The sequence below is a fragment of the Luteimonas composti genome (assembly GCF_042678665.1).
Lineage (GTDB): Bacteria > Pseudomonadota > Gammaproteobacteria > Xanthomonadales > Xanthomonadaceae > Luteimonas > Luteimonas composti.
On record NZ_JBHTKU010000003.1, the window covers coordinates 562491 to 588258 of the forward strand.

The following is a 25768-nucleotide window of genomic DNA, read 5'->3' on the forward strand; positions in this document are numbered from 1 at the left end:
TTGGGGCGACGCTCGCGTCCACGGTCCGCTGGGCTCGACTGCGCGGTCCGCCCCACGTGCAGCCGCCACCCGGCCGGCGGCGCGGAGGGTTTTCGTTATCCTGCCGACCCCCGCCAGAACCGACCCCATGTCCGATCCGCTGTCCGCCCTCCTGCTGGGCATCCTCGAAGGGCTGACCGAGTTCCTGCCGGTGTCGAGCACCGGGCACCTGCTGATCGCGCAGTACTGGCTGGGCGCACGTTCGGACTTCTTCAACATCGTGATCCAGGCCGGCGCGATCCTGGCGATCACGCTCGTGTTCCGCCAGCGCATCTGGCAGCTGGCCACGGGTCTGCGCGAGCGCGACAACCGCGATTACGCGATGAAGCTGGCGGTGGCTTTCCTGGTGACCGCCCTGGTCGGGCTGCCGGTGCGGCTGGCCGGCTGGGAGCTGCCGGAAACGGTGACGCCGGTGGCCTGGGCGCTGATCCTGGGCGGAATCTGGATGATCTTCGCCGAGCGCGTGGCCGAACGCCGCGGCGACAGCGCCGACGTCACCTGGACGGTGGCGGTGCTGGTGGGCCTGGCCCAGGTGGTGGCGGGCGTGTTCCCGGGCACCTCGCGTTCGGCCGCGGCGATCTTCATGGCGATGCTGGCGGGCCTGGGGCGGCGCTCGTCGGCGACCGAGTTCGTGTTCCTGGTCGGCATCCCGACGATGTTCGCCGCCAGCGGCTATGCCTTCCTCGAGCTGTGGAAGGACGGCGGCCTCGGCGGCGAGGCCTGGGGCGACGTGGGCCTGGCCTTCGCCGCGGCCACGGCCACCGGATTCGTGGTGGTGAAGTGGCTGCTGGGCTACATCAAGCGCCACCGCTTCACCGGCTTCGCCGTGTACCGCATCGCGCTCGGCGCGGCCCTGCTGCTGTGGCTGCCGGCCGGGGACTGACCGGCACGCACCCCGGGCCGTGGTCCTGCGGCGCGCCCTGCCCGGCCCCGCTCGCGGAGTCCCGCCGCCGTGTCGAAACGCACCGGCCTGGTTCGTCGTCGATGACGGAGCCGAGCAGGCCATCACCTGCGCGGTGTTTCCGCCCACCACAGGGGCCGCGGCCCCGCGAGGAACACGCATGCCAGCCGTCAACTCCGTCAACTGGTTCGAGATCTACGTCCAGGACATGGCGCGCGCCCGCGCCTTCTACGAGTCCGTCTTCCGGATCCGCCTCGAAGCGCTGAAGCTGCCCGAGGGCAGCGGCGAGGACCTGGAGATGTGGTCGTTCCCGGGCGACATGGAGCGCTATGGCGCCAACGGCGCGCTGTGCCGGATGGCGGGCGTGCCCTCGGGGGCGGGCGGCACCCTGGTCTACTTCGCCTGCGAGGACTGCGGGGCGACCGGCGCGCGGGTCGCGTCCGCCGGCGGACGCGTGCATCGCGAGAAGATGTCGATCGGCGAGTACGGTTTCATCGTCCTGGCCTTCGACACCGAGGGCAACCTGATCGGCCTGCATTCGATGCAGTGATCTCGCGCCCCGCGCGCATCCTTCCGGCATGAGGCCCGCCACGATGATCCATCGCACGACCCGGTCCGCTGCGGCATTGCTGGCGCTTGCGGCGTTCGCCCCCGCCCCAGCGGCCGAGACCGCCTATGCGTTCGACCCGGCGCACACCTTTCCCAGCTTCGAGGCCGACCACCTGGGCGGATTGTCGGTGTGGCGCGGCAAGTTCAACGACACGCACGGCAGCGTGCACCTGGACCGGGACGCCCGTAGCGGTCGGATCGAGGCGGTAGTCGAGATCGCCAGCATCGACTTCGGCCTGGAAGCGATGAATGCGCAGGCGCGCGGGCCATCGCTGTTCGATGCCGCGCGCTGGCCGCAGGCGCGCTACAGCGGACGGCTGACCGGCTTCGTCGACGGCCGTCCGACGCGGGCCGACGGCGAGCTGACCCTGCGTGGCGTCACCCGGCCGCTGTCGCTGGAGATCCGCAGCTTCAAGTGCATGCCGCACCCGGTGCACGGCCGCGAGCTGTGCGGCGCCGATGCGCTGGCCAGCTTCGAGCGCGACGAGTTCGGCATGGACGCCGGCACGGACTACGGCTTCGACATGACGGTGACCCTGCGCATCCAGGTCGAAGCGGTGGCCATCGAGGCGCCGGCCGCGCCCTGAGCGGACCAGTCAGTAGAGGCAGGCCTCCGCACGCGCCTGCAGCAGGGCGCGCTCGCGCGCGTTGCGCGCCATGCCCGCCGCGCGCAAGAACTCGCTGCGCGCCTCGCCTGCCCGACCCAGTTTCTGCAGCAGGTCGCCGCGCACCGCCGGCAGCAGGTGGTAGCCACGCAGCGCAGGCACGTCGGCGAGCGCGTCGACCAGGCCCAGCGCTTCGCCCGGACCGGCATGCATCGATACCGCGACCGCGCGGTTGAGCGCGACCACGGGCGACGGCGCCAGCGCCGCCAGCGCGTCGTAGAGCGCGACGATGCGGCCCCAGTCGGTCGTGTCCACGCTGGAAGCGCGCGCGTGGCAGGCCGCGATCGCCGCCTGCAGCGTGTACGGCCCCGGTGCGGCCGCCAGGCGTTCGGCCTGCACCAGCGCGCGCAGGCCGCGTTCGATCGCCGCGCGGTCCCAGCGGCCGCGATCCTGGTCCTGCAGCAGCACCGGTTCGCCATCGGGGCCGGTGCGCGCCTGCGCGCGCGAGGCCTGCAGTTCCATCAGCGCGAGCAGGCCGAAAGCCTCGGGTTCGCCCGGCGCCAGGCCGACCAGCAGCCGCCCCAGGCGCAGCGCCTCGGCGCACAGCCCCGGCCGCATCCAGTCCTCGCCCGCGGTGGCGGCATAGCCTTCGTTGAACACGAGGTAGACCACGCCCAGCACCGCCGACAGGCGTTCGGGCAGGTCTTCGCGACGGGGCACCTCGAACGGCACGTCGGCCTCGCCGAGGGTGCGCTTGGCTCGCACGATGCGCTGGGCGACGGTGGCCTCGGGCACCAGGAAGGCGCGCGCGATCTCGTCGGTGGTCAGCCCGCACAGCAGGCGCAGGGTCAACGCCGCCTGGGCGTCGCGCGACAGCAGCGGGTGGCAGGCGACGAAGATCAGCCGCAGCAGGTCGTCGCCGATATCGTCGTCGAGCGCCGCCTCGCGCGTGGCGTGCAGTTCGTCGTGGACGCCGTCGAGCTCCTGCGCGATCTGCGCATGCTTGCGCGCAAGCATGGCCTCGCGACGGAGATGGTCCAGCGCGCGGTTCTTGGCGGCGGCCATGAGCCATGCACCGGGATTGTCAGGCTCGCCGCCCGCGGGCCAGCGTTCCAGCGCGCTGACCAGCGCGTCCTGCGCCAGTTCCTCGGCCAGGTCGAGGTTGCGCACCAGCCGCATCAGCGCGGCGATGATCCGCGGGGACTCCGCGCGCCAGACGGCGTCGATGCTGCGGTGCAGGTCGGCGGACATGGGTCCGCATCAGACCACCGGGCGGCGGCGACGCGCAAGCGGCCACGGTCATGCCTCGCGCCGACGCGGACCCGGCTGCGGAGGCACGCGCCGCGTGGGCGAGGCCGGTGACGTGGCCTGCGGCGGGAGCGGCGGCGCCGAGCCGCGCTCGCGCGGCGCGGCCGGGCGGCATGCGCGCCGCAGCAGCAGCGCGAACATGCTCATGCCGGCGTCGACCGCATGCGCACCAGCTCCCGGAGGTGGCCATCCGGATCCCCGAAGCCGTGCGCGTACATGAAGCCATGGTCTTGCGGCGTGCGGTGCGCACGCCCGTCGGCGGAGACGGCACGCGCTGCCAGGTCGTCGACCTCGGCCTCGCGGTGGCAGGACCGCCAGACCAGCACCTCGGCATGGCTGCGCGCATCGGCGATGCGCCGGTCGGTGAACGTCTGGACGAACGGCTCGACCTGCAGCATCACGCGGATGCCGTCGGCGACGACCATCCAGGTCGCGTTGCCGTCGGAGAATCGCGGATCGAAGCGGAAGCCGGGCCCGGTGAAGAAGGCGACCGAAACGGACAGCTCCCTGGCCGGGAGGTTGACGAAGACCTGGCGCGACATGGCGTGTCCCGTGGGGCGGAGGGTGCGACGCGGCCTGCCGCATCGCCTGTCCCGACGACGAGCGGGTGGCACGTGGATCGACACCGGTTCACGCCGCTGCCGCGGATGCCGGCGTAGGCTGGCGCCCCATCCGGGCACCCGCAGGACCGGCAAGGAGATCGCGATGCGCACCGTCATTCCCCTGTTGCCGCTGTTGTTCGCCCTGGCGGCCTGCGCCTCTCCGCCGCCCGGCGCCGCGGCCACCGACCCGGACCCGGCCGGCGCGGTCGATGCGCAGGCGTTGGGCGCGCACGGCTGGCGCCTGGCCTCGGCCACCGACGCCGGCGGACGGCGCATCGACGCGCTGTTCCCCGATGCGGCGGCGCCATTGCGGTTCGCGTTCGCGGACGGGCGGATCGCGGTCAGCGGCGGCTGCAACCGCCTCAGCGCCGCCTACACCCTGGACGGCGGGACGCTGCAGGTCGGACCGGCGGCCCAGACCAAGATGTTCTGCGGCGGCGGCGCGCTGATGGCGGCCGACGAAGCCGTCGCAGCACGACTGCAGGGTGCGCTGTCGGCCAGCCTGCAGGACGGTCGCCTGGTGCTGTCGACCGCGGACGGCGACCGGCTGGTGCTGGAGGCGGCGGCGGGACCGTAGCCGACCCCGCCTTTCCCCGCTCCGATGAGCCGGCCGGCGTCGACGATGCGACGCCCGGTGCATTCGGGTCGCCGCTGGGTCTGCCCGCGCCATGGGCACCCGCTCGGCGGCGCAGTCATCGCCGCGCCCGGCACGGCGCGCGGGTCAGCCGCCCGCGGCGGGATTGAGCGTATAGGTGCCGTAGATCGCGGCTTCGGCCAGCACGTGGCCCTGCATCGCGCGCAGCACGTCACCGGCGCCGAACTTCTCCGGCAGCGGCAGGGTGTCGAGGTCGAGCGCGAACACGCGGAAGAAATAGCGGTGCACGCGCAGGTCGTTGGGCGGCGGATACGGACCGTCGTAGCCGAGATAGTCGCCGCCCATGTCGGCGTCCCCGGCGAACCAGCCGGTGTAGTCGTTCAGGCCCTGGCGCGCGCCCGACGGTCCGGCCGGCGCGCGCTTGCCGCCCCGGTCGATGCCGTCGCTGCAGCTGCCTGCGGCGATCTCGCGCACGGTCGCCGGAATGTCCGCCATGGCCCAGTGCACGAAATCGCCGCGCGGATGCGCCACCGGGATCTCGACGCCGGCTTTCCCGGCGAGCGACGGATCGGTGGGCGCGTCGGTGTCGATGCACAGCAGCGCGAACGAACGCGCGCCCTCGGGCGCGCCGTCCCAGGCCAGGTGCGGATTGCGGTTGCCGCCGAATCCGTCTGCGGCGCCCATGGCGAACTCCGCCGGGATCGGGCCACGGTGCGCGAAGCTGTCGCTGCGGATCTGCATCGCAAGACCTCCCAGAAGGATCAGTCTTCAGGATAGCCCAGCGCCTTGGCCGCGGGCGCCAGCAGGGCGAACGGTTCGGCCAGCACCTGCGCATAGCTGCGCCAGCGCCCCGACGCCAACCGCGTCGGCCCCAACCCGCGCAGGGGCGAGAGCGCTGCACCGACCAGTTCGCCCAAGCGGTGGGCGATCGCCGGAGCGTCCTCGGCGATGTCGTCCATGCGCACCACGCGCAACTGCAGCGGCGGCGCATCGATGAGCGCCGACATTGGCTCGAGCACGCCAGCCAGCCAGCTCGCGGCCGCGGTTGCGGATTGGACGTGGAAACGCTGGTAACTCGTGCCGCGCTGCAGCCAGTCGACCAGCATGTCGCGGGGATCGGCCAGCACCAGCCACAGCGACGCACCGGGGATTGCCGCCAGAACGGGTAGCAGCGCTGGATCCCACCAGGGCAGCCAGTCGATCACCGTCCCGGCATCGGCCTGGCGCGCTGGCAGCGCGGACCGCCAGCCGCCGGCCACGGCCTGCGGCGTCAAGGTGCCCGTCGCAAGCGCCGTCGCAGTGGCGGGCACCTGCAGCGGATCGGCGGGCGGCACTGGCTCCATCCGATCCATCCTCATCCGGGCCGGCAGCGAGCCGTTTAGCGTTCCCACCACGCGCTCCACTCCCGAACCGGGCGGGCCGTACAGGAACACCGGGCCTTGGCCGCCCGTCGCTGGCGACTCCGTCACGGCAGGAACGGTTGCGCCGCTCGCAACGGGCAACGGCAGGGATTGCGCGTCGGCCACCGCCGCCAGCCGCTGCCAGGTCGCCACGGCATCGGCATGACGGCCAGCGCGGTCCTGCGCGCGGCCCAGCCAGCCGAGCACCATGTGCAACGAGCGCTCGTCGCTGACGCCGGGCAGCAGCGACTCGATGTGGGAAACCGCCGCAGCCGGATCCTCAAGGAACAGCGCGTGGATAATCTGAACGTTGGCCTCGAAGTGGAGTGGCTCCCGCGCCACGATGCGATCTGCATGGATGCGCGCGGTGGCCGCATCGCCGGCGCGCGCGGCCAGCCACATCTTCAGCTGCATCGCAGGCACCGATCCCGGAATGGCCGCCTCCCAGCGTTCGGCGATCCCGGCGTAGTCGCCGTCCGCCGGCTCGAACGACAGACGCGCCGACCAGAGGCCGTCGATGTGCGGAGCTGCGGCCAGGGCGTCTTCGATCGTGCGTCGCGCGTCAGCCGCGTCGCCCTGCCGCCGCAGTGCCGCAATGAGGGCGTCGAGCAGCCGCCGGTCCTCCGGCGCGGCCTTCGCGCCGCGCTTGAGCAGCGCCACCGCTTGCTCGATCTGCCCGGCCTGGAGGCGGAGTTCGCCCGCGAAGCGCAGCAGGTCGGCGCTCGCCGCCCCACTGTCCCGCACGCCAGCCTCAAGCACGTCCGCCGCTTCGACGGGGCGGCCCTGCTGTCGGATCGACTCGGCGAGCAGGCGCCGCACCGCATGCGCCCCCGGGAAACGTTCGAGCACGCGGGCGAACGCCTGCTCGGCAAAGGCACCGTGCCCCTGTGCGAGGAAGGCCAGGCCCAGGGTGTAACGCGTCTGCGGATCTTCGGGGGCGACACCGACTGCGTGCACCAGCAGCGCCGAAGCTTCCTGCGGACGCCCACGCTGCAGCAGCACCAGGCCGCGCAATGTCAGCAGGCCCGGGTGGTCGGGCTGCACGCGCATGGCCAGCTGCAGTTGTCGTTCGGCCTGCTCGAGATCGCGGTCCCAAAGCGCCAGCTGTGCCTGGAGAAGGTAGGCCCGCATCTCGTTGGCGTCGAGCGCAAGGCTCTGCGAAAGCGCCGAACGTGCTTCCTCGGCGCGTCGCCCACCGACGAACAGGGTGGCGCGCTGGTAATGCAGACTGGCGTCGTCAGGGGCCAGCGCGAGCGCGCGGTCGAGGCTGACGTGGGCGGCTTCCAGGTCGCCGCTGGCAGCCTGTGCGACCGCGAGCAGGCGCTGGGCCTGCGGGTCCTGCGGCGCCTGCCCGGCCCAGCGGGTGGCCATGGCCAGGCCCTCGGCGGTGCGGCCGCTGCGCAGCGCGGTGATGACGTCTACTTGCATGGGGGAAATCCGTAGCGGGACGATGCGCCCTGGACCGCACATTCTAGGATCTCCGGCCGGCGGAGCCGCGCGCGATCGCTTCCGGCCCGCGTGGGCTAGTGGGGAGCCGACGCCAGTCGCGCCGCCGTCCAGCGCTCGGCGTAGCCGCTGCAGCCCAGGTCCTCGAGGAAGCCGCAGTGTCCGCCCCAGGGCTGGATTTCCACGCGCGTCGCCGCCGGCAGCTCCAGCGTGTGGAAATCGTCGACCGGGATCACCGGGTCGTCCGCGGCCATCAGCACGTGCGCCGGCACCCGCAGCGCGCGCAGGCGGTCGCCCGCGATCGAGTAACCGTCGAAGTAGTTGTCGATCGATCCGAGCCGGGTGTGTCGCCGGACCAGCCAGTCGGTCAGCTCGCGCAGGCCCAGGCGCAGGGTGGCGTCGTCGATGTCCAGCCGGTCCGGGAACAGCGCGCGCTTGCGCAGCAGCGAGCCGCGCCACTTGCGCTGGAAGTAGCGCCGGTACGGCCACGGCCCGGCTTCCATGCGCTGCATGGTCCGGGCCGGATCGATCACCGGGCAGACCGCGGCCACCCGCTCCAGCGGCAGCCCGGCGGCGGGCGCGTGCAGCGCCAGGCGCAGCGCGAAGTTGCCGCCCAGCGAATAGCCGGCCGCCAGCAGCGGCCGGGCCGGGAAGCGGCGCGCGATATCGACCGCCGCGCACACCACCTCGTCGATCCGGCAGGAGTGGAAGATGTCGGGGTTGAGGTGGTGGGTGTCGCCGTGGTCCCGGAAGTTGAGGCGGAACACCTCGTAGCCGCGCGCCAGCAGCTGCGCCGCGGTCAGGCGCATGTAGCTCGACTCGGCGCTGCCCTCCCAGCCGTGCAGCAGCAGGACCAGCCCGCGCGTCCGCGTCCCGGGCACCGCGCTGTGCAGGCCGAGCAGGCGCACGCCGTCGCCGCCGTCGAGCAGGTACGGCCGGGTCGCCGCGCCGGTACGCGCCAGTTCCCGCGCGCCGCGGCGCGCCCGCCAGGCGCTGCTGCCCAGCACGGTCTGCAGGTGCGGGCTGCGCAGCCAGGGTGGCGGCGCGAAGGCCGCCAGGCCGTCGCCCCCGCCGCCCCCGTCCGGATTCATGGGCGCATCGCCTCGACGATGCGCTCGCGGGCGATCTCCGCGATGCGGCGGCGACCCTCGGCGTCGCCGGGCACCACCGCTTCCAGGAACACCACCTCGGCCGGCCGCGACGGCTCGCCGAGCAGGCGCAGGAAGTTGCCGAAGAAGCTCTCCTTCGGCGCGAACGCGACCACGTGCTGGGCACTGCCGCCGGCGCCGTAGCGCAGCGCCACCGGCTGCACCGGCGCGCCGGCCTCGACCGCGGCCAGGAAGATGCGCGCGTGGAACGGGCCGACCGCGCGGCCGTCGCGGGTGCGGCCTTCCGGGAACACGCCGACCGCGCGCCCTTCACGCAGGCGCGCCAGCATCTCGTGCAGCACCCCGCCCAGCGACTCCTGGCTGCCGCGGTGGTGGAAGATCGTCTCGCCGCGCGCCGCCAGCCAGCCCACCAGCGGCCATCCGGCGATCTCGCGCTTGGCCACGAAGCCCATCATCCGCTGGCTGTGCAGCGCGACGATGTCGATCCAGCTGACGTGGTTGGCGACGAACATCACCGCGCCCGGCATCGGCGTGCCGATGCGCCGCACGCGCAGCCCGAACACGCGCATCAGCCCGCCCTGCCACCAGCGCACCACGCGATGCCCGAGGCGCTCGCCGCTGCGCAGGCGCAGGTCGCCGAACGGCCTGGACATCAGGATCAGGATGGCCGGCAGGTGCACCAGCACGTGCCACAACAGGAAGGGGATACGTACCGCGTAACGGAGGAGACGCACGACAGGGTCAGCCAGCAGGACGGGGGGCGTCCGAAGCCGCCCACGATACCCAATGGCGGCCACGCGGGGCCAGCCGCCCCTGCGTCCGGCCCGGCAGGCTCAGGGCCGCGCCACCACCGCCAGGGTCAGGCGCGAGACGCAGACCGGGCGCCCGGCCTCGTCCTCGATGCGGATGTCCCAGACCTGGGTGCTGCGGCCCACGTGCAGCGGCCGCGCGGTGCCGGTGACCGTACCGCTGCGCACGCCACGCAGGTGGTTGGCGTTGATCTCGATGCCGACCACGCCGCAACCCTCGGGCGCGCACAGGCCGCCGGCGCTGCTGCCCAGCGTTTCGGCCAGCAGCGCCGAGGCGCCGCCATGGAGCAGCCCATAGGGCTGGTGGGTGCGCGCGTCCACCGGCATGGTGGCGCGCAGCCAGTCCGGGCCGATGCCGGTGAACACGATGCCCAGCGCCTGGATCGCGGTGTTCCGCGACAGCGCGTTGAGCTGCTCGAGGTCGACGTCGGCGCGGAACGTCCGCGCCGTGCTCACTTGATGCGGAACAGGCTCGGGCGCCAGGCGCGCGAGTACGCGGCGCGGCCATAGCCGCTGCTGCTGCCGTAGCCGATGCCGAAGCCCTCGCCGCCGCGCTGGCGACGCGCGTGCATGCGCTCGACCAGTTCGTCGCGGCGGCTGTCCAGCCAGTCGGTGCGGCCCACGGCCGAAGGCTCGATGCCGCGCTTGGTGGCCTCGCGCTCGCGGTACTCGCAGAAGTCGTCGTAGGCCTCGAGCTCGTGGCGCAGTTCACGCACGCACAGCTCGATCATGATCGCATCGTCGAGGTAGCCGAGCACCTGCACGTGGTCGGGGATCACGTCCTGCGGATCGGCGAAGTAGACCAGCGCCGAGAGCACGTGCTGGCGGTCTTCCTCGTCCAGGTGCCAGCCTTCGTCGCGCACCATGGCGATCATGTCGTCCAGGCGCTCCAGGCGCTCGCGGATGAAGTCCGGCACCCGGACCTGCTGCGCGCCTTCCAGAAGCTTCGATGCCGCCTGCACGACCTCCTCGGGACTCTTGCCGGCCGCCGCCTTGCGCGCGGCTTCAAGCGCACTGGCGAAGTGCTCCAGGTCGTGGTCGTTGAGGTCGATGGTCAGCGAAAGCGACATGGCGGGTCCCGGTGCGGAAAAGATGCGCAGCCTAGGCCCGGCGCGCCGCGCGCGTCAATTGCGGGCGACCGCGTGGCGCATGTCGCGCCAGGCTTTGCGTCGCGATGCAGGCGACGTATCAGGCGAAACGGAAACGGGCGGTGCCGGGCGACGGCGTGTAGCGACGATCGCTGGCGTAGCCGCTGCTGTTGCCGTAGCCGACACCGAAGCCGCGCTCGCGGCGTTCGAAGGCAAGGCGGGGACGCAGGTTGCCCGGGCCGGGAACGCCGGTGCGCGGGACGGAGACGGGGGTGGTGGAGAGCTGGTTCATGGCGACCTCGTGCGGGGGAGTGTGTTGCGGTGTGCTGGTAAAGTAGTACACCAGACCGGCTTCGACATGGGCCGGAAGTCACGGCTCGGGCGATCGGGGCCGCGCACGCCGGAACTTGTTGATTGGGATGGGATCCGGGAGCCCGGGGTTGCAACCTTCGGGCATGACTGACGACACCCCCGCCGAGGCCGGCAGGCAAGCCGGGGGACCCCGGAGCTAGAGAATCGGGGCCAGCCCGGCGCCGAAGGCGGTGAAGATGCGGGTCAGCAGGGTGCGGAAGCCGAGGTTGACCTCGGGGAAGTCGCCCACCGGCTCGTAGCAGGCGCGGAAGCCCGGGTCGGTGGCCGGCAGCGGCTCCGGGCAGGCCGGCCCGGGCTGGAACTCGTAGCTGGTGGCGTAGCGCACCGGCCACAGGTCGAAAACGGGCAGGTGCTCGGAGACCTTGGTCAGCGAGTACTCCAGGCCCGACAGCACGGGCGGCCGGTCGCGCCGGGCGATGGTCCAGGCGTTCTCCGGCGCCATGTCGCGGCGGATGCTGTCGCCCAGCGCGCGCGCGAACGCCGGATCGTCGATGATCACCGCGCTCTCGGTGTTGTAGTCGTCGCCGCGCGGATCGAAGTTGTGGGTACCGACCACGCCGATGCGGTTGTCGATCACCAGCGACTTGGCATGCAGGCCGAAGCGCACGCCGGCGCGCTTGAGCGGCACGCGCTGGTGCACGCCGATGCCGGCGTAGCGCAGCGCGGCGTATTCGCGTTCCAGCGGCGGCGTTCGCCGCTGTCCCTCTTCCGGTTCCGGCTCGACCCGGCCGATGTTGGCGCTGCCGTCCGGGTTCCAGGAGATGTCCACCGCGCCGGTGGCGTCCAGGTCGATGGGCGCGTCCTCCGGAAACGGCTTGAACTCGTGGATCTCGAAGCCGAACTCGCGCAGGTGCCGGCGCTTGTACTTGTAGGACAGCGCGTAGGTGATGAACGAGTCCGTCGCCGCCAGGCTGTTGGTGGAGACGATGACCCGCGGCGGATCGGGCCGCTCGTGCATGCGCCGGAACATGTCCTGGGCCTGGTCGGACAGCACCAGATAGGGCGTCTGCAGCAGCACCTCGTCCTGCGCCGACTCGATCAGCTGGTTGAGCAGCGGGGAGGCATGCACCGCGCTGGCGGCCAGTTCGCGGTCGCGGCGGTGCTTCTGCGGCAGGTCGGCGATGAACAGCACCTCGCCGACCGGGATCGCCGGCTCGACCAGGCGCTCGCGCACCAGGTCCTTGTCGTCGGCCGCGCGCGCCACCGCCTCCACCCGCGCCGGATGCTGGTAGGGCCAGTCCGGCAGCGGCGGCGCGCCCTTGCGCAGCAGGTGGCGGCCGACGTCGTCGAGGCGCTCGACCGGCACGCTCAGCCGCGCGTCCCAGAACGCTTCGAAGTTGGCCGCCATCTCCGCGGTCACCGGGCCGCCGACCAGCACGTCGCGGTCGCGGAAGTTGTATTCGGCGTTCCAGTCGTAATAGTCGTCCTGGTAGTTGCGTCCCCCGGTGATCCCGACCAGGCCGTCGACCAGCAGCAGCTTGCTGTGCATGCGCTGGTTGAGCCGGCGCCAGCAGCAGGCGGCCGCCCAGGCGTACATCGGATAGGTGATGCGGGCACGGTCGAGCACCGGGTTGTAGATGCGGATCTCGAAGTTCGTGTGGGCCGAGGCCAGCGCCGCCAGCGTGTCGACCTGCTTGAGCGCCGACAGCTGGTCGACCAGCATGCGCACGCGCACGCCGCGCCGGACCGCCGCCATCAGCTCGTCGAGCACCAGGTGGCCGGCGTCGTCCTCGTCGAAGATGTAGGTCTGCAGGTCGATGCTGTGGCGCGCGCCGCGGATCAGGTCCAGGCGCGAGACCAGCGCGTCCTGCCCGTAGTCGAGCAGCAGCGCGTAGTGGCGCGGCTGGCCGGGCGCGCTCTCGGCCATCGCGCGCTCGCCCAGCGCGCGCAGCGGCGATGGCTGCGCGCAGGCGTCCTCGGCCTGGCAGGCGACCACGTCCGAGCGCGCCTGCAGCGCGATCGCCGCGGCCTGGTCGCGCTGCAGCGCCGACAGGCTGCCGCAGCCGCCGCAGGCCAGGGCCAGCAGCGCGACGAACGCCCGCAGCACGCTCATGGCGCCGGCGTGGGCCGGGTGCGGATGCGCAGGTTGAACACCACCCGGTCGGACAGGGCGAAGCCCCAGCGGTCCATCGCGTAGTCGCTGCGATACACCACGCCGCTGGCGACGACGTCGCAGTCGATGGTGGGGCGCGCGCAGCTGGCCGGCTCCAGCGTGAACACCTCGCGCCGGCGCACGCCGCGGATGGTCAGCGCGCCGCCGAGCAGCCCGCCCTCGCGCAGCAGGTCTTCGGTGTAGGGGTCGGACACGAACTCGACCCAGGGATGGTGGTCGGCGTCGAAGAACCCGGCGCCGCGGGTGATTTTCGAGTAGCGCGGATGGCCGAGGATCTCGACCTCGCCCGCGGGCAGGCGCAGCCGCACCTGGCGCCGGCGCTCCGAGGTGTCGACGATTTCGCCGCTCCACTCGGGGAAACGGCCTTCCAGCGCCTGGCCCCAGCGCGTCTTGAGCTGGAAGCCGATGCGCGACTGGGCAGGGTCGATCTCGCCGGCGCACGCCGCCGGCATCGCCAGCGCGGTCGCCAGCCCCAGCAGCGCCAGCCACCGCCCGCGCCGGACCACGGGCACGAGGTCGCTCACGGCCACCAGAAGGCGGAGACCGAGGCGATGCCCGGCTCGATGGACGCATCCTCCGGCAGGTGGAGCACCGCCACCGCGGCCGGCGGCATCCCGCGGTAGTCGCCCGACTGGCCGCTGTGCAACAGCGCCAGCAGCCGCTCCAGGCCCGGATTGTGGCCGACCACGAGCAGCCGGTCGACGTCGCGGTGGGCATCGAGCAGGGTCGCCAGCGCGCCCGCCGTGGCCTCGTAGATCCCGTCCTCCAGGCGGCGTTCCACTGCGCCCACCGCCTGGGTCACCACGTCCAGGGTCTCGCGCGTGCGCCGCGACGGCGAGCACAGCGCCAGGTCGGGCACCAGCGACTTGTCGCGCATCCACGCGGCGACCGCCTCGGCCTCGGCAAGGCCCTCGGCCGACAGCGGCCGGTCGAGGTCGGCCTGGCCGGTGCGCGGCGGCTCGGCATGGGCATGCCGCAACAGGATCAGTTCACGCATGGCAGGCGTACTCCAGGGACCGGGTTCAGGCGCGCTTGAGCCATTTGAGCAGGGGCTGCCAGTCGGCCTGGTGATCGCGGACCTGGGCAGAGTTGTAATCGAACAGGCTCTTGCCGAAACCGACCAGCATCACGTAGGCCTGGCTGTCGCGCAGCTGCGCGACCAGCGGATACGGCCACTGCGCGAGCAGGTCCATGGCCTGCTGCGAGGCATTGGTCCACGGCCGCAGACGGTTGCCGACCAGGCCCACCGGCAGCTGGCCGCCGCGCACCCGCGGGTGCCTGGCCAGGGCGTTGAGGAAGGGGACGGTGGCGTCGATGTCCAGCGCCGAAGGCAGCACCGGCACCACCAGTGCGTCGGCATGCTCGAGGTAGACCTCCAGCGCGTCGGCATGGGCGCCGGCCGGCGCGTCCACCACCACCCGCTCGGTGCCCTCGGGAATCGACTTCCAGGCGGTCTTGTGGCGGCTGCTGCCGTCGATCGGCAGCACTGCGCTCTCCAGCACCGAGCGGCGTTCCGCCCAACGCGTGGAAGATCCCTGCGGATCGGCGTCGATGATGACCGTACTGCGTCCTGCCAGGGCGGACTCCGCCGCCAGGTGCGTGGCGATGGTGGTCTTGCCGACACCGCCCTTGGAACTGGCCACCAGCACGGTCTTCATGCACTGCCTCCGCCTCGCGGGAACGAGCCGCGAGCGTACACCGGCGGCGTGGCCGTCGCGACAAGGCCGGTACGTTACTCATGCATCGTCGGCTGCGTTGACAGAAATTTCACAAATGACCGCATCCGCGCCTGCACCGGCCCCGCCACCTTCCCCGCTGGCGAGCGACTCCGGCCAGCGCCTGCACCACCTCGACGCCATGCGCAGCGTGCTGATGCTGCTGGGCGTGGTGCTGCATGCCGCCAATCCCTATCGCGGCGACGGCGGCTGGCTGGTGCACGACCCCGCGGGCAGCACCGCCCTGGGCGCGCTGGTGGTGGCGATCCACGCCTTCCGCATGCCCGCGTTCTTCGTGGTCGCCGGCTACTTCGCGATGCGACTGCTGCGGGGAGGACCCACCGGCGTGTTCCTGCGCGATCGCGCGCGCCGGCTGCTGCTGCCCGCCATGGCGATCCTGCTCAGCTTCAACCTCGCCCAGGTCTGGTTCCTGGCGCCGGCGCATCCGGCCGGCGGCTTCGTGGAGGGCGCCCTGCTGCCCGCACTGCGGCGCGGCGACTGGCTGGGCCACCTGTGGTTCCTGGTCTACCTCGCGGTGTACTGCGTCGCGCTGGCCGCGCTGCGTCCCTGCCTGCGCGCGCTGGCGGCCCGTGGCTTCCAGGGTCCGTCGACCAGCCTGGCCCTGCTGCTGGGCGTCGCGGCGCTGGAGCCGCTGGCCAGCGCCTTCGCCGCGCACCTGCTGCCGACGCTGAACCACGCATTCGGTGGCATCGTCGATCCGATCGAACTGCTCGACAACGCGCCCTACTTCGCGGTCGGCTGCGCGCTGGCAGCCGATCCCGCGCTGCTGCGGCGCTTCGGCTCGGCCGGCCCGGGGCTGTGGCTGGCCGCGCTCGGCGCCGGCGTGGTGCTGGCGCTGCTGCCGCATCCGCATGGCGCGGCCGCGATGGCGGTGGCGGTGGTCGCGCGCACCGTGCTGCACTGGGGCCTGGTGCGCATCGTCTTCGCCGCCTTCAGGCGCTGGGCGGACCGTCCCCGCCCGGCCCTGCGCTACCTCGCCGACGCCAGCTATTCGGTCTACCTGTTCCACCACCTGTTCGTGGTGCTGGCAGCGACCGCGCTGCTGCCGGCGCACCTGCCGGCGACGGCCAAGTTCGCAGTGGTGCTGTCGGTCGCCACCGTCGTGCCGCTGGCCCTGCACCACCTGCTGGTCCGGCGCTCGACCCTGGCCGGCTGGCTGTTCAACGGGCGTCCACGCCGCGCACCCGGCTGACGCGGGGGGCGTCGCCGGCATCTGCTATCGTCGCCCGGCCCCGCCACCGCCCGATGTGCATGAGCGACCTGCAGGACCTCGTGGCGCTGATCCGCGCCGACACACCGCTGATCGTGGTCGAGACCTCCGACGAGATGCGGGTCGTGCAGCTGTTCCGCCAGTCGCTGACCCGCATCTGGCGCGCGCTGTACCGCTGGTCGATCACCGAAGGCCTGCGCCGCATCGACCTGGACGGCGAGGATCCCGCGCAGTTGCCCGCCGATGCCGGCACCACGCTCGGCGCGATCCGCGGCGCCGACCAGCGCGGCGTGTACCTGCTGCTCGATTTCCATCCCTACCTCGGCTACGCCGGCACCCAGCGCCAGCTGCGCGAGATCCTGCAGCGGCGCGACTGCCTCGCCCACACGGTGGTGATGGTGGGACACAAGGTCGAGCTTCCGCCGGAACTCGAGGCCAAGGCCACGCGGTTGCGCCTGCGCCTGCCGGACGCCAACCAGTTGCTCAAGCTGGTGCGCGAGGAAATCGCGGCCTGGCAGCGCGAGAACGACGGCCGCCGGCTCGAGGCCGACGAGGCGGTGGTGCGCCGGATCGTGCGCAACCTGCAGGGCCTGGACGCGATCGACGCGCGCCGCATCGTGCGCCACCTGATCCATTCCGATGGCGCGCTCGGCCCCGACGACCTGCCCGAGCTGGCGCGGCTGAAGTTCGAGCTGCTCAACCGCAGCGGCCACCTGCACTACGAGTACGACACGGCGCGCTTCGCCGACGTCGCCGGCGCGCGCCGGCTCAAGCGCTGGATCGAGCAGCGCCGCCGCGTGTTCGTCGACGGCGATGCGCCGCCCGGGCTCGATCCGCCGCGCGGCATCCTGCTGCTGGGCGTGCAGGGCTGCGGCAAGTCGCTGCTGGCCAAGGCCGTGGCCGGCGGCTTCGGCGTGCCGCTGGTGCGGCTGGACTTCGGCACGCTCTACGCCAAGTACCACGGCGAGACCGAGGCCAACCTGCGCCAGGCCCTGGCCCAGGCCGAGCAGCTGGCGCCGTGCGTGCTGTGGATCGACGAGATCGAGAAGGGCCTGGCCGCGAGCGGTGCCGACGGCGACGGCGGCGTGTCGCGGCGGGTGCTGGGCTACATGCTGACCTGGATGGCGGAGCGCCGCTCGCAGGTGTTCCTGGTCGCCACCGCCAACCAGGTGCAGGAGCTGCCGGCCGAACTGCTGCGCAAGGGCCGCTTCGACGAGATCTTCTTCGTCGACCTGCCCGACGCCGACACGCGCGCGCACGTGTTCGAACTGCACCTGCGCCGCCGGGAACTTCCCGTCGACCGCTTCGATCTGCCCGCCCTGGCCGCGGCGTCGCAGGGCTTTTCCGGCGCGGAGATCGAACAGGCCATCGTCGCCGCGCTGTACGCCGCGCACGCGGAGGATCGAGCCATCGATAACGCCCTGCTGCTGGAAGAGCTGGCGCAGACGCGTCCGCTGTCGGTGCTGATGCGCGAGCAGGTGCAGGCGCTGCGCGACTGGGCGGGCACGCGCACCGTGCCGGCCGACTGAGCCGCGTCAGGCGCGGCGAACCGCCACCCGGCCGCGCCCGCCCACGCGCTCGAAGGTGAAGGCATACATCAACCGGATCGGCACCGCGCGCAGCACCGCATCCTCGCCAGAACAGTCCGGCGCCGGCGTGACGCCCTGTGGGTACTCGCAGATCGCCGCACCGAAGAACGTCCAACGCGACACCGCGTCCAGGGCCGCGGCGACCAGCGCCGGATCCGGCCGCTCGGCGCAGGTGTCGACGCCCGGGGCGTGCGCGGCTTCCGAGACCTGCCCGTCGGCGGTGACCACGAAAGACACGCACACCTCGGTGCGACCGTCGCCGCCGGCGGCGCTTTCCGGGTAGAGCGGCATCGGCTGCTCGATCGACACCGCCATGAGCAGGCCCTGTGTCTCGGACAGCTGCATGCGCGGCGCAGCCGCCGGCAGGACCATGCGCGCATCCACGCTCCCACGTGTGTGGGCGCAACCGGCAAGTGCGGCGGCCATGGAGAAGCCGAGCGCCGCGATATGCCATGCCTTGCCGGTCCCGCTCACCGGCGTGGCGCCTGCCAGCCGGGCGGCGGGTCGGCGGTGACGCCGCCTTGGGCGAGCACGCGTTCGGCCAGCTGCTGCTCGCTGCGGATCCGAGGATCGCGCAGCAGCCGGGCGAACTGCCCAGCGCCGCCGCGGGGCTGCTGTTGCGCCAGGTGCCCCCACTGCAGCATCCGCCAGTCCATCGCCCGCTGCCGTGCGTCGGCCTCGTCGCGCTCGGCCGCGGTGGCGGCCAGCGCGCGCAGCATCGCCAGGCCGGCATGTTCGTCGGCGATGCTGGTGGCGCCGTCGGCCAGCAGCCGGGCCACGTGCAGGCAGCCGCCGCGACGCGCCGGCTGCGCGCGCAGCATCTGCGCGCTGCAGCCTTCGACCAGGGCCGCGTAGTCGGGCATTGCGGCGGCGGCCCATACGGCCATGGCGGACATCGCCGCGGCCTCGTCCAGGTCGAAACCCTCGCCGCCCGCCATCGCCGCCTGCTCGGCAACGCCCGGCGGATGCCGACGCCAGGCCTCCGCGATCCAGCGGACCGCGGGGTACATGCCCGTATCTGCGCGAGTGGCGCCGCGGGCCTGCGCGAGCAGCGCGTCGATGGTGAGCCCGGCATGCAGCAGGGGCGCCAGGTTGTCGGGCTCGGCCGCCTGCCAGCGGCGCGCGGCCTCCAGGCGGATCGGATCGGCCTTGGCTGCGGCGGCGATCAGCAGCTGGTTGGCGATCGCGTCCGCGCCCGCCTTGGCCGCGGCCGCGCGCAGCCAGGCCTGCGCCTGCGCATCGGGTGCTTCGGACGTGGCTTCCGGATTGGCCTGCTGCGCGTCGGCCTGGCGCAGCAGCGCCGCCAGCGCGAGTTCGCGCGCGCCGCCCTCGCGCGCCAGGGCGGCCGCCAGCCCCTGGCTGTGCGCGACGTGCGCGGCCACCTGCTCCGGCGGCGGGCCCCCGCCAGGCTCCTGCGCCTGCGCGGCGGGAAGCAGCAGCAGTACGGCGGCCAGCAGCAGGCGTGGGCTCATGGCGGACGGTCCATTGAAAGTCGGCCACAGCATAGCCGCGCGGGATCGCGGGATCGCGGGATCGTCAGTACCCTGCCGCCTGCCCGTCCTTGCGCGATTCGCTGGCGCCGGTCCAGCCACCGTGCGGATTGGCCATGATCGCCTGGTAGCCGCCATAGGGGCCGTCGGCGAAGCGCACGCTGTGGCCCTTGCGCATCAGTGCGCGCACGGTTTCGTAGGGAAAGCCCGTCTCCAGCTCGATGCGGCCGCCGTCGGCCATCGGCTCGGCCTGCCCGGCCGGCTCGGTGGAGCCGTCGTGCTGGATGCGCGGCGCGTCGCCGGCCTCCTGCAGGTTCATGCCGAAGTCGATCAGGTTGAGCAGGATCTGCACGTGGCCCTGGGGCTGCATCGCGCCGCCCATCACGCCATAGCTCAGCCAGGGCTTGCCGTCCCTGGTCACGAAGGCCGGAATGATGGTGTGGAACGGCCGCTTGCCGGGCGCGAAGCTGTTCGGGTGGCCTTGCTTGAGCACGAACTGCTCGCCGCGGTCCTGCAGGATGAAGCCCAGCCCGGGCGGCGCCATGCCGCTGCCCATGCCGCGGTAGTTGGACTGGATCAGCGAGACCATCATGCCGTCGGCATCGGCGGTGGTCAGGTAGATCGTGTCGCCCTCGTTGAGCTGGGGGATGATGCCCGGCTCGACCGCCGGCATCGCGCGGTCCATCGAGATCAGCTTGCCGCGTTCGCGCGCGTAGGCCTTCGAGATGAGCCGTTCGACCGGGCTGCGGTAGAACTCCGGATCGGCATAGCTCGCCGCGCGATCGGCGAAGGCCAGCTTCTTGGCTTCGGTGAACAGGTGCACGTGCTCGGGGCTGCCGAAGCCGTAGGCCTTGAGGTCGTAGGGCTCGAGCAGGTTGAGGATCTGCAGCGCGGCGATGCCCTGGCCGCTGGGCGGCAGCTCCCACACGTCGTAGCCGCGGTAGCTGGTCGAGACCGGATCGACCCACTCGCCCTCGTGCGCGGCCAGGTCATCAAAGGAGAGGAAGCCGTCGTTGGCCTTGAAATAGGCGTCGATGGTGCGGGCGATCCCGCCCTTGTAGAACGCGTCGCGACCGCCCTCGGCGATCTGCTGCAGGGTATTGGCGAGGTTGGGGTTCTTCCAGGTCTCGCCCCTGCGCGGGGCGCGGCCGTCGATGGTGAACTGTTCGCGGAAGCCCGGCCACTTCGACAGGCGCGGCACCGAACGGTCCCAGTAATAGGCGATGACCTCGTGCACCGGATGGCCGTTGCGCGCGTAGGCGATGGCCGGGGCGAGGTTCTCGGCCATCGTCCGCCTGCCGAAGCGCCCGTGCAGGGCGAACCAGCCGTCGACCGCACCGGGCACCGTGACCGGCAGGGGGCCGTGCGAAGGAACCTCGCTGAGGCCGCGACGCTCGAACTCGGCCAGGCTCAGCGACTTCGGCGAACGCCCGGAGCCGTTGTAGCCGTGCAGCTTCCTGGTCTCCGGATCCCAGACGATCGCGAACAGGTCGCCGCCGATGCCGTTGCCGGTCGGCTCCATCAGGCCGAGCGCGGCGTTGGCGGCGATGGCCGCGTCGACCGCGCTGCCGCCGGCCTTCATCACGTCCAGCGCGATCTGCGTGGCCAGCGGGTGCGAAGTGGCCGCCATCGCGTTTGGCGCGTGCACTTCGCTGCGCGTGGCGAACGTGTGTCCGGTGATGCGGTCGGCAGCGCCGGTCGCCGCCGCGCAGGCGGCCAGCGCGGCGAGGGTGAGGATGCGGGCTGTGCGGCGCAAGGGTCGGGCTCCGTCGGCGATGCGATGCGCGCACCTTAGCGCGGAACCCGCAGGCTGCGGCCTACGGCCAGCTGGGCGGGTCCTCGGCCCACGCCGCGAGCACCTCGGCCAGCGTGGCGCGATCGGCCTCGCTCCAGTCGGGCAGCTGCGCGGCCATGCTGGCCGGATCGCTCCAGCGTTCGGGCCAGGTGCGCACCGCGGCGGCGTACCAGGCCACCGCTTCGGCACGGCGGTCCAGGCGCCACAGCGCCAGCGCCAGCGTCGGCGGCACCCAGTCGTAGCGCACCACCGGGTTGCTGCCGGCCTGCACCCACAGCCCGAGCGCCGCCTCGACGTCGCCGTTACGATAGAGGTCCCAGGCCTGGTTCCACTGCAGCGAACGGCGGCGCTGGCTGCCGGCAGAGGTGGATTCGAGCGCACGCGCATACAGCGCCATGCCCGTCTCGGTGCGACCGCCGGCCATGGACAGGTGCGCCAGCTGGCCGATGGCCTGGTCGGCATTGCGGCCGCCCCGATCCATCAGCCGGACCAGCTGCGCCACCGTCGCATCGTCGTCGCCCTCGATGGCGACGATCGGCCGCGCGGCGGCGTCCTCGTCGAAATAGAACTCGGCCGGCCGCGGCAGCGATTGCGCGGTCGCAACCGGCGCGGACAGCAGAACGAACAGGCCAAGCAGGCCAGCGCGCGCAAGCGCGCGCGAAATGGTGCGCATCGTGATTCCCCCTGTCGGACTTCCACAGCTCCGTGCCCGCATTCTAACCGCCTTGTTCCGGCGACGTGGCCGCAGGAGGTCCGCGCAGGACGCCGGCGGTCGCATTCCGGAGTGGCGTTACGGGTCCGCGCCCCTAGGACACGCCCTAGCTGCCGCAGCGCCGCGCGCGCGGCTAGGGTGACCATGCCATCGGGTATGGAGGCCGACATGGTCAGCGGGATTTCAATGGTTGCCGACTCCGGTACGCGCATGCCGCTGCCGCCGCCTTCGCAGCTCGCGACCGCGACCAGCGCGCAGGCGCCCCTCGGCCCCTGGCGCGCCGAACCTGCCTACCACCCGCAGCTGCAGCCGCCGGGTTCCTCCCCCGCCGGCGGCCCGCAGCCCTCCCAGGCCGGCGGCGCCTACGGGATTCCGCCCGGACGGACGCTGGGCGACATCGCCGGCGGCACGCAGGCGCAGCCCTTCGACGTCACGCTCTCGCAGCTGGCCACCGCGGTCTACGGCACCCGGGGCGATCCGCCGGAGGGCTGGAGCGCGATCAGCGACCAGCAGCTGCAGGACCTGGGCGTGCGCGATCCGCAGGCCTGGCGCCTGCAGTTCCTCGGCGCCAACGACAGCGTGGGCAGCAACGCGCAGGAATTCCGCGCCGAGGTCTATACCGATGGCGAGGGCAACTACGTGCTGTCCTACCGCGGCACCGCCGAAGGCGCCGACGACTGGGACAACAACTTCCGCCAAGGGCTGGGCTACGAGACCCGGGACGGCGACAAGTTCAGCGTCACCGCGGTCAACACCGCGGTCGAGTTCGCGCGCGTGTTCGGCGACAACCCGGGCGGGCAGTCGACCAATCTCGCGATCACCGGGCATTCGCAGGGCGGCGGCCTGGCGTCGGTGGGCGCATTGGCCAGCGGCGTGCCGGCGGTGACCTTCGACGCCTCGGGCATCCATCCCAACACGCTCGATCGCATCGGCATCGATCCGCAGCGCGCGCGCGAGGTCGCCGAGGGCGGGCAGATCCGCGCCTATTCGCTGCAGGACGACGCGCTGACCAAGGCACAGGACAGCTGGATCACCGGCATCGTCGCACCCGATGCGCTGGGGACCCAGATCGTGGTCAAGCCGGCCAGCGCCGACGAGCACAACATGTTCAACAACTATGGTCCGATGGAACTCGACGGCCTCTCGCCGGCGCAGCTGGCGCTGGTCAACGCCGGGGTCGAGGCCGGACGCCATACGCCGTTCCTGCCGATCAATCCGTTGACCGGAGTGGCGACCGGCGTCGCCATCCTCGGCGGCAACCTGGCCTACAGCGCGATCAGCCACAGCCCGAACGCACTGACCGCCGGCATGGTCGAACACCAGCCCTGGCAGGCCGGCTACGAGAATCCGTCCAACCTTGGCCGCGACCTCCAGAACCTGCTGCCCGACGTGGCCAAGGACGACTACGCCCGCAACGTGCACGACTTCGCCACCGATATCGATGCGGTGAAGGCCAACGAATTCGCCGAGGGCCGCTACGTGCAGGGCGGCGTGCGCCTGGCCGGCGACTTCGCCGAAGGCGCCTTCAACTCGGTTGGCGACACCGTGGACGGCTACGCCGACACCCTGGCCGCGAGGATCGATGAACAGGTCGACGGCTGGATCGGCGACGTGCTGTCGGGCGCGGTGGACGGCGGCGGCGACGCGATCGAGTTCGTGGCCGATGCGGGCGGCCAGGCGGTCGAGATGCTCGCCGACGGCGCCGGCTGGGTGGCGCAGGGCGCGGTCAACCTGGTCGGCGGCCTGTTCGGCCGCTGACTTGTGTCGCGCCGGATCGCGGCCGCTTGCGCGGCGCTATGATCGCCGCTCCAATACCGCGCATGCGCCGCACTTTCGCGATCGCGTCCGCGCTGGTCCTATGCCTTGCCGCAGGGTGTGCCCGGCCGTCCATGAGCAACGACGCGTTCTCCAGTCCTGAACTCGCACCGCTGTCAGCGGCGGTGGCGCGCGGCGACGCGGTCGAGATCCGCCGCCAGCTCGAAGGCATCGACGTCGACGCGCCGGGCAGCGACGGCAGCACCCTGCTGCTGGCCGCGATCTCCAAGGGTCAGGCCGCGAGCGTGCAGGCGCTGCTCGAGGGCGGCGCCGATCCGAACCGGGTCGGCCCGCGCGGCGAGACGCCGGTGCATGCGGCGGCATTCTCGGGCAAGCCGGAACTGCTGGAGCTGGTGCTGGCCCACGGCGGCGATCCCGATGCACGCAATCCGGAAACCGGCGCCACGCCGCTGGTGCAGGCCCTGCTCTCGCCCAATCTCACCCAGTACCAGGTGCTGCTGCGCGCGGGCGCCGACCCGGACATCGCCGACCGCAACGGCGACACGCCGCTCCATGTCGCCGCGCGCACCAACAACGGCGGCGCGATCCTCGAACTGCTCGGCAAGGGCGCTTCGCCGCTGGCGCGCAACGGCGGCGGGGCGAGCTTCCAGTCGTATTACTTCGGCTACAACCGCGCCCTCCTCAACGACCGCGCGCTGGGCGAGCGCAAGGCGGTGGCGGACTGGCTCAAGGCCAATGGCGTGCCGCTGGAGGTTTCGGTCGATGCGGCTGACCAGCGGTAGTCGGGAACAGGGATAGGTCGGGGCGCTGCCCCCACCCAGCCCTCCCCCGCAAGCGGGGAGGAGCAAGGCCGCCGCACGACGCCACTTTCCAATACCCGGCGAGAGCTCTGATTCGCGGCGTTCGCCACGGCCGCAAAATGTCTGACCCCCTCCCCCGCTTGCGGGGGAGGGTTGGGGTGGGGGCACCCGAAGCAACGAGCCCATTACCCGCGTACGCGCCGAGCCAAAAAAAAACGGCCGGGCTTGCGCCCGGCCGTCCCGTCCTCCCGACACGTTCCCGCTGCCGCCTCAGGCGGCAACCGCGTGCGAACGCTCGAACTGCTCCTCTTCCGTCGAACCCGTCAGCGCGGTCACGCTCGAGGCGCCGCCCTGGATCACGGTGGTGACGTCGTCGAAGTAGCCCGCGCCGACCTCCTGCTGGTGCGAGACGAAGGTGTAGCCCTTCTCGCGCGCCGCGAACTCCGGCTCCTGCACCTGCTCCACGTAATGCTTCATGCCCTCGCCGCGCGCATAGTCGTGCGCGAACTTGAAGGTGTTGAACCAGTTGATGTGGATACCGGCCAGGGTGATGAACTGGTACTTGTAGCCCAGCGCCGCCAGCTCGTCCTGGAATTTCGCGATGGTGGCGTCGTCCAGGTTCTTCTTCCAGTTGAAGCTTGGCGAGCAGTTGTAGCTCAGCAGCTTACCCGGATGCTTCGCATGCACGGCCTGCGCGAACTCGCGCGCGAAGCCCAGGTCCGGCGTGCCGGTCTCGCACCACACCAGGTCCGCATAGGGCGCATAGGCCACGCCGCGGCTGATCGCCTGCTCCAGGCCGTTCTTCACCTGGTAGAAGCCCTCGGCCGTGCGCTTGCCGGTGACGAAGGGCTGGTCGTTGGCATCGAAGTCCGAGGTCAGCAGGCTGGCGGCCTCGGCGTCGGTGCGCGCCAGCACCACGGTCGGCACGCCCAGCACGTCGGCCGCCAAGCGCGCGGCGACCAGCTTCTGGATCGCCTCCTGGGTGGGGACCAGCACTTTGCCGCCCATGTGGCCGCACTTCTTCACCGCCGCCAGTTGGTCCTCGAAGTGCACCGCCGCGGCGCCGGCGGTGATCATGTTCTTCATCAGTTCGTAGGCGTTGAGCACGCCGCCGAAGCCGGCCTCGCCGTCGGCGACGATCGGCAGGAAGAAGTCGATCGCGTCGGCTTCCTTCATCTTGCCGTCGCAGATCGCCTTCCACTGGATCTCGTCGGCGCGCTGGAAGGTATTGTTGATCCGGCGGACCATGGTCGGCACCGAGTCGTAGGCGTACAGCGACTGGTCCGGGTACATGGTCTCGGACGTGTTGCCGTCGGCCGCCACCTGCCAGCCCGACAGGTACACCGCTTCCAGGCCGGCCTTGGCCTGCTGCATCGCCTGGCCGGCGGAAATCGCGCCGAAGGCGTTGACGTAGCCCTTCTTCGCCTCGCCGTTCACCAGCTTCCACAGCTTCTCGGCGCCGCGTCGGGCGAGCGTGTGCTCGGGCTGCAGGCTGCCGCGCAGGCGCACCACGTCGGCGGCCGAATAGGGGCGCTGGATGCCGGCCCAGCGCGGGTCGGTGGTCCACTGCTGCTGCAGGGCGTCGATCTGTTGCTGGCGGGTATTGCGGTTCATGCGGATGTCCTCGATGCGGAAGTGGGGTGCGCGCGGCGCGTGGCGTGGCG

Annotated in this window: 26 protein-coding genes; 8 read left to right on the plus strand and 18 right to left on the minus strand. The window is 72.1% G+C overall.

Annotation, left to right across the window (positions count from 1 at the left end; genetic code table 11):
- The first annotated feature begins 127 nt into the window (after positions 1 to 127).
- The 3 genes from ACFQ2D_RS11330 to ACFQ2D_RS11340 all read left to right on the plus strand — a co-directional run bounded on the left by ACFQ2D_RS11330 (position 128) and on the right by ACFQ2D_RS11340 (position 2136).
- On the plus strand, positions 128 to 922 hold the full coding sequence (locus ACFQ2D_RS11330; RefSeq protein ID WP_280941083.1) for an undecaprenyl-diphosphate phosphatase: 795 nt from the start codon (positions 128 to 130) through the stop codon (positions 920 to 922).
- Positions 923 to 1100: 178 nt separating this feature from the next.
- Positions 1101 to 1490 carry a VOC family protein gene (locus ACFQ2D_RS11335; protein ID WP_280941084.1) on the plus strand — a complete coding sequence of 130 codons (390 nt, stop codon included), beginning with the start codon at positions 1101 to 1103 and terminating at the stop codon, positions 1488 to 1490.
- A 43-nt stretch (positions 1491 to 1533) separates the two neighbouring features.
- Positions 1534 to 2136, plus strand: coding sequence for a YceI family protein (locus ACFQ2D_RS11340; protein WP_280941085.1), 603 nt, complete (start codon positions 1534 to 1536; stop codon positions 2134 to 2136).
- Between the two features lie 9 nt (positions 2137 to 2145).
- Here ACFQ2D_RS11340 and ACFQ2D_RS11345 read toward each other — a convergent pair whose 3' ends face one another.
- Both ACFQ2D_RS11345 and ACFQ2D_RS11350 read right to left on the minus strand, forming a co-directional pair.
- Positions 2146 to 3405 (minus strand): RNA polymerase sigma factor, encoded by a 1260-nt coding sequence (locus ACFQ2D_RS11345; RefSeq protein WP_280941086.1) that lies wholly within the window; start codon positions 3403 to 3405, stop codon positions 2146 to 2148.
- A gap of 200 nt (positions 3406 to 3605) precedes the next feature.
- The gene (locus tag ACFQ2D_RS11350) at positions 3606 to 4004 is read right to left on the minus strand and encodes a VOC family protein (protein WP_280941087.1); all 399 of its coding nucleotides are present in this window, start codon (positions 4002 to 4004) and stop codon (positions 3606 to 3608) included.
- Positions 4005 to 4167: 163 nt separating this feature from the next.
- Here ACFQ2D_RS11350 and ACFQ2D_RS11355 point away from each other — a divergent pair, with 163 nt between their 5' ends.
- Positions 4168 to 4641 (plus strand): META domain-containing protein, encoded by a 474-nt coding sequence (locus ACFQ2D_RS11355; protein WP_280941088.1) that lies wholly within the window; start codon positions 4168 to 4170, stop codon positions 4639 to 4641.
- 144 nt (positions 4642 to 4785) lie between these two features.
- Here ACFQ2D_RS11355 and ACFQ2D_RS11360 read toward each other — a convergent pair whose 3' ends face one another.
- From ACFQ2D_RS11360 to ACFQ2D_RS11410, 11 genes are all read right to left on the minus strand, one after another.
- On the minus strand, positions 4786 to 5400 hold the full coding sequence (locus tag ACFQ2D_RS11360) for a YbhB/YbcL family Raf kinase inhibitor-like protein (protein ID WP_280941089.1): 615 nt from the start codon (positions 5398 to 5400) through the stop codon (positions 4786 to 4788).
- A 20-nt stretch (positions 5401 to 5420) separates the two neighbouring features.
- Positions 5421 to 7487: a tetratricopeptide repeat protein gene (locus ACFQ2D_RS11365; protein WP_280941090.1), complete on the minus strand. Its 2067-nt coding sequence runs from the start codon at positions 7485 to 7487 to the stop codon at positions 5421 to 5423.
- A gap of 95 nt (positions 7488 to 7582) precedes the next feature.
- Complete coding sequence (locus ACFQ2D_RS11370) at positions 7583 to 8596, minus strand: YheT family hydrolase (RefSeq protein ID WP_280941091.1); 1014 nt, start codon at positions 8594 to 8596, stop codon at positions 7583 to 7585.
- Positions 8593 to 9348, minus strand: a complete 756-nt coding sequence (locus tag ACFQ2D_RS11375) for a lysophospholipid acyltransferase family protein (RefSeq protein ID WP_386795652.1) — start codon at positions 9346 to 9348, stop codon at positions 8593 to 8595. The genes ACFQ2D_RS11370 and ACFQ2D_RS11375 overlap by 4 nt, the downstream gene beginning before the upstream one ends.
- Before the next feature lie 99 nt (positions 9349 to 9447).
- Positions 9448 to 9879, minus strand: a complete 432-nt coding sequence (locus tag ACFQ2D_RS11380) for a hotdog fold thioesterase (RefSeq protein ID WP_280941092.1) — start codon at positions 9877 to 9879, stop codon at positions 9448 to 9450.
- Positions 9876 to 10493, minus strand: a complete 618-nt coding sequence (locus ACFQ2D_RS11385; RefSeq protein ID WP_280941093.1) for a YkvA family protein — start codon at positions 10491 to 10493, stop codon at positions 9876 to 9878. The genes ACFQ2D_RS11380 and ACFQ2D_RS11385 overlap by 4 nt, the downstream gene beginning before the upstream one ends.
- Before the next feature lie 118 nt (positions 10494 to 10611).
- Entirely contained in the window at positions 10612 to 10803 is a 192-nt protein-coding gene (locus ACFQ2D_RS11390; RefSeq protein WP_280941094.1) for a hypothetical protein, read from the minus strand.
- A 216-nt stretch (positions 10804 to 11019) separates the two neighbouring features.
- On the minus strand, positions 11020 to 12936 hold the full coding sequence (locus ACFQ2D_RS11395; RefSeq protein ID WP_280941095.1) for a phospholipase D family protein: 1917 nt from the start codon (positions 12934 to 12936) through the stop codon (positions 11020 to 11022).
- Positions 12933 to 13520, minus strand: a complete 588-nt coding sequence (locus ACFQ2D_RS11400; protein WP_280941097.1) for a YceI family protein — start codon at positions 13518 to 13520, stop codon at positions 12933 to 12935. The genes ACFQ2D_RS11395 and ACFQ2D_RS11400 overlap by 4 nt, the downstream gene beginning before the upstream one ends.
- Positions 13517 to 13993: a SixA phosphatase family protein gene (locus ACFQ2D_RS11405; RefSeq protein ID WP_280941098.1), complete on the minus strand. Its 477-nt coding sequence runs from the start codon at positions 13991 to 13993 to the stop codon at positions 13517 to 13519. Before ACFQ2D_RS11405 ends, ACFQ2D_RS11400 begins: the two co-directional genes overlap by 4 nt.
- A 25-nt stretch (positions 13994 to 14018) precedes the next feature.
- Positions 14019 to 14654, minus strand: coding sequence for a ParA family protein (locus tag ACFQ2D_RS11410; protein ID WP_280941099.1), 636 nt, complete (start codon positions 14652 to 14654; stop codon positions 14019 to 14021).
- A 115-nt stretch (positions 14655 to 14769) separates the two neighbouring features.
- On the opposite strand from ACFQ2D_RS11410, the gene ACFQ2D_RS11415 reads away from it, so the two are divergent.
- The gene (locus ACFQ2D_RS11415; RefSeq protein ID WP_280941100.1) at positions 14770 to 15924 is read left to right on the plus strand and encodes an acyltransferase family protein; all 1155 of its coding nucleotides are present in this window, start codon (positions 14770 to 14772) and stop codon (positions 15922 to 15924) included.
- 59 nt (positions 15925 to 15983) lie between these two features.
- A complete protein-coding gene (locus ACFQ2D_RS11420) occupies positions 15984 to 17471 on the plus strand; it encodes an AAA family ATPase (RefSeq protein ID WP_280941101.1) in 1488 nt (495 codons plus the stop codon).
- 6 nt (positions 17472 to 17477) lie between these two features.
- On the opposite strand, the gene ACFQ2D_RS11425 is transcribed toward ACFQ2D_RS11420, so the two are convergent.
- From ACFQ2D_RS11425 to ACFQ2D_RS11440, 4 genes are all read right to left on the minus strand, one after another.
- Positions 17478 to 17903, minus strand: a complete 426-nt coding sequence (locus ACFQ2D_RS11425) for a hypothetical protein (RefSeq protein ID WP_280941102.1) — start codon at positions 17901 to 17903, stop codon at positions 17478 to 17480.
- A 98-nt stretch (positions 17904 to 18001) separates the two neighbouring features.
- Positions 18002 to 19003, minus strand: a complete 1002-nt coding sequence (locus ACFQ2D_RS11430) for a hypothetical protein (protein ID WP_280941103.1) — start codon at positions 19001 to 19003, stop codon at positions 18002 to 18004.
- Between the two features lie 64 nt (positions 19004 to 19067).
- A complete protein-coding gene (ggt, locus tag ACFQ2D_RS11435; protein WP_386795653.1) occupies positions 19068 to 20777 on the minus strand; it encodes a gamma-glutamyltransferase in 1710 nt (569 codons plus the stop codon).
- A 61-nt stretch (positions 20778 to 20838) separates the two neighbouring features.
- Positions 20839 to 21489 carry a tetratricopeptide repeat protein gene (locus ACFQ2D_RS11440; protein WP_280941104.1) on the minus strand — a complete coding sequence of 217 codons (651 nt, stop codon included), beginning with the start codon at positions 21487 to 21489 and terminating at the stop codon, positions 20839 to 20841.
- Positions 21490 to 21672: 183 nt separating this feature from the next.
- Here ACFQ2D_RS11440 and ACFQ2D_RS11445 point away from each other — a divergent pair, with 183 nt between their 5' ends.
- Both ACFQ2D_RS11445 and ACFQ2D_RS11450 read left to right on the plus strand, forming a co-directional pair.
- Entirely contained in the window at positions 21673 to 23286 is a 1614-nt protein-coding gene (locus ACFQ2D_RS11445) for a hypothetical protein (RefSeq protein ID WP_280941105.1), read from the plus strand.
- A 131-nt stretch (positions 23287 to 23417) separates the two neighbouring features.
- Positions 23418 to 24086: an ankyrin repeat domain-containing protein gene (locus ACFQ2D_RS11450; RefSeq protein ID WP_280941106.1), complete on the plus strand. Its 669-nt coding sequence runs from the start codon at positions 23418 to 23420 to the stop codon at positions 24084 to 24086.
- A gap of 288 nt (positions 24087 to 24374) precedes the next feature.
- Here the strand turns inward: ACFQ2D_RS11450 and aceA are convergent, their stop codons facing one another.
- Positions 24375 to 25718 (minus strand): isocitrate lyase, encoded by a 1344-nt coding sequence (gene aceA / locus ACFQ2D_RS11455; protein WP_280941107.1) that lies wholly within the window; start codon positions 25716 to 25718, stop codon positions 24375 to 24377.
- Between the last annotated feature and the right edge of the window lie 50 nt (positions 25719 to 25768).

Excerpts from the sequence above, each read along its gene's own strand:
- ACFQ2D_RS11395 (WP_280941095.1), bottom strand. The coding sequence starts at position 12,936 with ATGAGCGTGCTGCGGGCGTTCGTCGCGCTGCTGGCCCTGGCCTGCGGC.
- ACFQ2D_RS11450 (WP_280941106.1), top strand. The coding sequence starts at position 23,418 with ATGAGCAACGACGCGTTCTCCAGTCCTGAACTCGCACCGCTGTCAGCG.
- ACFQ2D_RS11360 (WP_280941089.1), bottom strand. The coding sequence starts at position 5,400 with ATGCAGATCCGCAGCGACAGCTTCGCGCACCGTGGCCCGATCCCGGCG.
- ACFQ2D_RS11350 (WP_280941087.1), bottom strand. The coding sequence starts at position 4,004 with ATGTCGCGCCAGGTCTTCGTCAACCTCCCGGCCAGGGAGCTGTCCGTT.
- ACFQ2D_RS11365 (WP_280941090.1), bottom strand. The coding sequence starts at position 7,487 with ATGCAAGTAGACGTCATCACCGCGCTGCGCAGCGGCCGCACCGCCGAG.
- ACFQ2D_RS11410 (WP_280941099.1), bottom strand. The coding sequence starts at position 14,654 with ATGAAGACCGTGCTGGTGGCCAGTTCCAAGGGCGGTGTCGGCAAGACC.
- ACFQ2D_RS11445 (WP_280941105.1), top strand. The coding sequence starts at position 21,673 with ATGCCATCGGGTATGGAGGCCGACATGGTCAGCGGGATTTCAATGGTT.
- ACFQ2D_RS11340 (WP_280941085.1), top strand. The coding sequence starts at position 1,534 with ATGATCCATCGCACGACCCGGTCCGCTGCGGCATTGCTGGCGCTTGCG.
- ACFQ2D_RS11415 (WP_280941100.1), top strand. The coding sequence starts at position 14,770 with ATGACCGCATCCGCGCCTGCACCGGCCCCGCCACCTTCCCCGCTGGCG.
- ACFQ2D_RS11335 (WP_280941084.1), top strand. The coding sequence starts at position 1,101 with ATGCCAGCCGTCAACTCCGTCAACTGGTTCGAGATCTACGTCCAGGAC.
- ACFQ2D_RS11370 (WP_280941091.1), bottom strand. The coding sequence starts at position 8,596 with ATGAATCCGGACGGGGGCGGCGGGGGCGACGGCCTGGCGGCCTTCGCG.
- ACFQ2D_RS11355 (WP_280941088.1), top strand. The coding sequence starts at position 4,168 with ATGCGCACCGTCATTCCCCTGTTGCCGCTGTTGTTCGCCCTGGCGGCC.
- ACFQ2D_RS11345 (WP_280941086.1), bottom strand. The coding sequence starts at position 3,405 with ATGTCCGCCGACCTGCACCGCAGCATCGACGCCGTCTGGCGCGCGGAG.
- ACFQ2D_RS11420 (WP_280941101.1), top strand. The coding sequence starts at position 15,984 with ATGAGCGACCTGCAGGACCTCGTGGCGCTGATCCGCGCCGACACACCG.
- ACFQ2D_RS11385 (WP_280941093.1), bottom strand. The coding sequence starts at position 10,493 with ATGTCGCTTTCGCTGACCATCGACCTCAACGACCACGACCTGGAGCAC.
- ACFQ2D_RS11430 (WP_280941103.1), bottom strand. The coding sequence starts at position 19,003 with ATGAGCCCACGCCTGCTGCTGGCCGCCGTACTGCTGCTGCTTCCCGCC.
- ACFQ2D_RS11390 (WP_280941094.1), bottom strand. The coding sequence starts at position 10,803 with ATGAACCAGCTCTCCACCACCCCCGTCTCCGTCCCGCGCACCGGCGTT.
- ACFQ2D_RS11440 (WP_280941104.1), bottom strand. The coding sequence starts at position 21,489 with ATGCGCACCATTTCGCGCGCGCTTGCGCGCGCTGGCCTGCTTGGCCTG.
- ACFQ2D_RS11425 (WP_280941102.1), bottom strand. The coding sequence starts at position 17,903 with ATGGTCCTGCCGGCGGCTGCGCCGCGCATGCAGCTGTCCGAGACACAG.
- aceA (WP_280941107.1), bottom strand. The coding sequence starts at position 25,718 with ATGAACCGCAATACCCGCCAGCAACAGATCGACGCCCTGCAGCAGCAG.
- ACFQ2D_RS11405 (WP_280941098.1), bottom strand. The coding sequence starts at position 13,993 with ATGCGTGAACTGATCCTGTTGCGGCATGCCCATGCCGAGCCGCCGCGC.
- ACFQ2D_RS11330 (WP_280941083.1), top strand. The coding sequence starts at position 128 with ATGTCCGATCCGCTGTCCGCCCTCCTGCTGGGCATCCTCGAAGGGCTG.